The sequence below is a fragment of the Phenylobacterium sp. P4_E10 genome (assembly GCF_056401675.1).
Genome location: NZ_JBFUIW010000033.1, coordinates 1 through 1,528, shown reverse-complemented (window position 1 = coordinate 1,528; position 1,528 = coordinate 1). Strand labels below are relative to the sequence as shown.

The 1,528-nt window shown below is 67.5% G+C and carries 1 protein-coding gene; it reads left to right on the top strand.

The window, feature by feature from the left end; genetic code table 11:
• Positions 1-1,527, top strand: a 1,527-nt coding sequence (locus AC1DQJ_RS20775) for an acyl-CoA carboxylase subunit beta (RefSeq protein ID WP_477606853.1), incomplete at its 5' end; no start/stop codon positions are given.
• Position 1,528: the final 1 nt, after the last annotated feature.

The following is a 1,528-nucleotide window of genomic DNA, read 5'->3' as shown; positions in this document are numbered from 1 at the left end:
CACATCCTGGAAGAGCTAGAGAAGCGTCGTGGGGAGGCTCGGCTTGGGGGCGGCGAGCGGCGGATTGCGAGCCAGCACGCCAAGGGCAAGCTGACGGCGCGCGAGCGGCTGGACCTGCTGCTGGACGAGGGCTCGTTCGAGGAGTTCGACATGTTCGTCGAGCACCGGGCGGTGGACTTCGGGATGGCCGACAACCGGGTGCCGGGCGACGGGGTGGTGACCGGCTGGGGCCGGATCAACGGCCGGCTGGTGTTCGTGTTCTCCAAGGACTTCACGGTGTTCGGCGGCTCGCTGTCGAACGCCCACGCCCAGAAGATCGTCAAGGTGCAGGAGCAGGCGCTGAAGGTCGGGGCGCCGATCATCGGGCTGTTCGACGCCGGCGGGGCGCGGATCCAGGAAGGCGTCGACGGGCTGGCCGGCTATGCCGACATCTTCCTGCAGAACACCCTGGCCTCGGGGGTGATCCCGCAGATCAGCGTGATTATGGGCCCCTGCGCCGGCGGCGACGTCTATTCGCCGGCGATCACCGACTTCATCTTCATGGTGAAGGACACCTCGTACATGTACGTGACCGGTCCGGACGTGGTGAAGACCGTCACCCACGAGGAGGTCACCCACGAGGAACTCGGCGGCTACCGGGTGCACGCCCTCAAGTCGGGGGTGGCCGACGGCGCGTTCGAGAACGACCTGGAGGCGCTGACCCAGGTGCGGCGGCTGGTCGACTTCCTGCCGCTCTCCAACCGCGAGAAACCGCCGGTGCGCGAGAGCTTCGATGCGCCGGACCGCCAGGAGCCCTCGCTCGACAGTCTGGTGCCGGCCAACCCCAACAAGCCCTACGACATGAAGGAGCTGATCCTGAAGGTCGTCGACGAGGCCGACTTCTTCGAGATCAGCCCGGACTTCGCCAAGAACATCATCTGCGGCTTTGGCCGCATCGAAGGCGCCAGCGTCGGCGTCGTCGCCAACCAGCCGCAGGTGCTGGCCGGGGTGCTGGACATCGACTCCTCGCGCAAGGCCGCCCGCTTCGTGCGGTTCTGCGACGCCTTCGGCATCCCGCTGGTCACCCTGGTCGACGTGCCGGGCTTCATGCCGGGCACCCGCCAGGAGCAGGGCGGGCTGATCCGCCACGGGGCCAAGCTGTTGTTCGCCTACGCCGAGGCGACGGTGCCGAAGGTGACCTTGATCACCCGCAAGGCCTATGGCGGGGCCTATGACGTGATGAGCTCCAAGCACATCCGCGGCGACGTCAACTACGCCTGGCCCTCGGCCGAGATCGCGGTGATGGGCGCCAAGGGCGCAGTGGAGATCATCTTCCGGGCCGAGGCTGGCGACCCCGAGGCGATCGCGGCCCGAGAGGCCGAGTACAAGGCCCGCTTCGCCAACCCGTTCGTCGCCGCTTCCCGCGGCTACATCGACGACGTCATCATGCCCCACTCCACCCGCCGGCGCATCGCCCGGGCGCTCAAGAACCTCCAGGGAAAGCAACTCGCCAACCCTTGGAAGAAGCACGACAATATCCCGCTGTAGG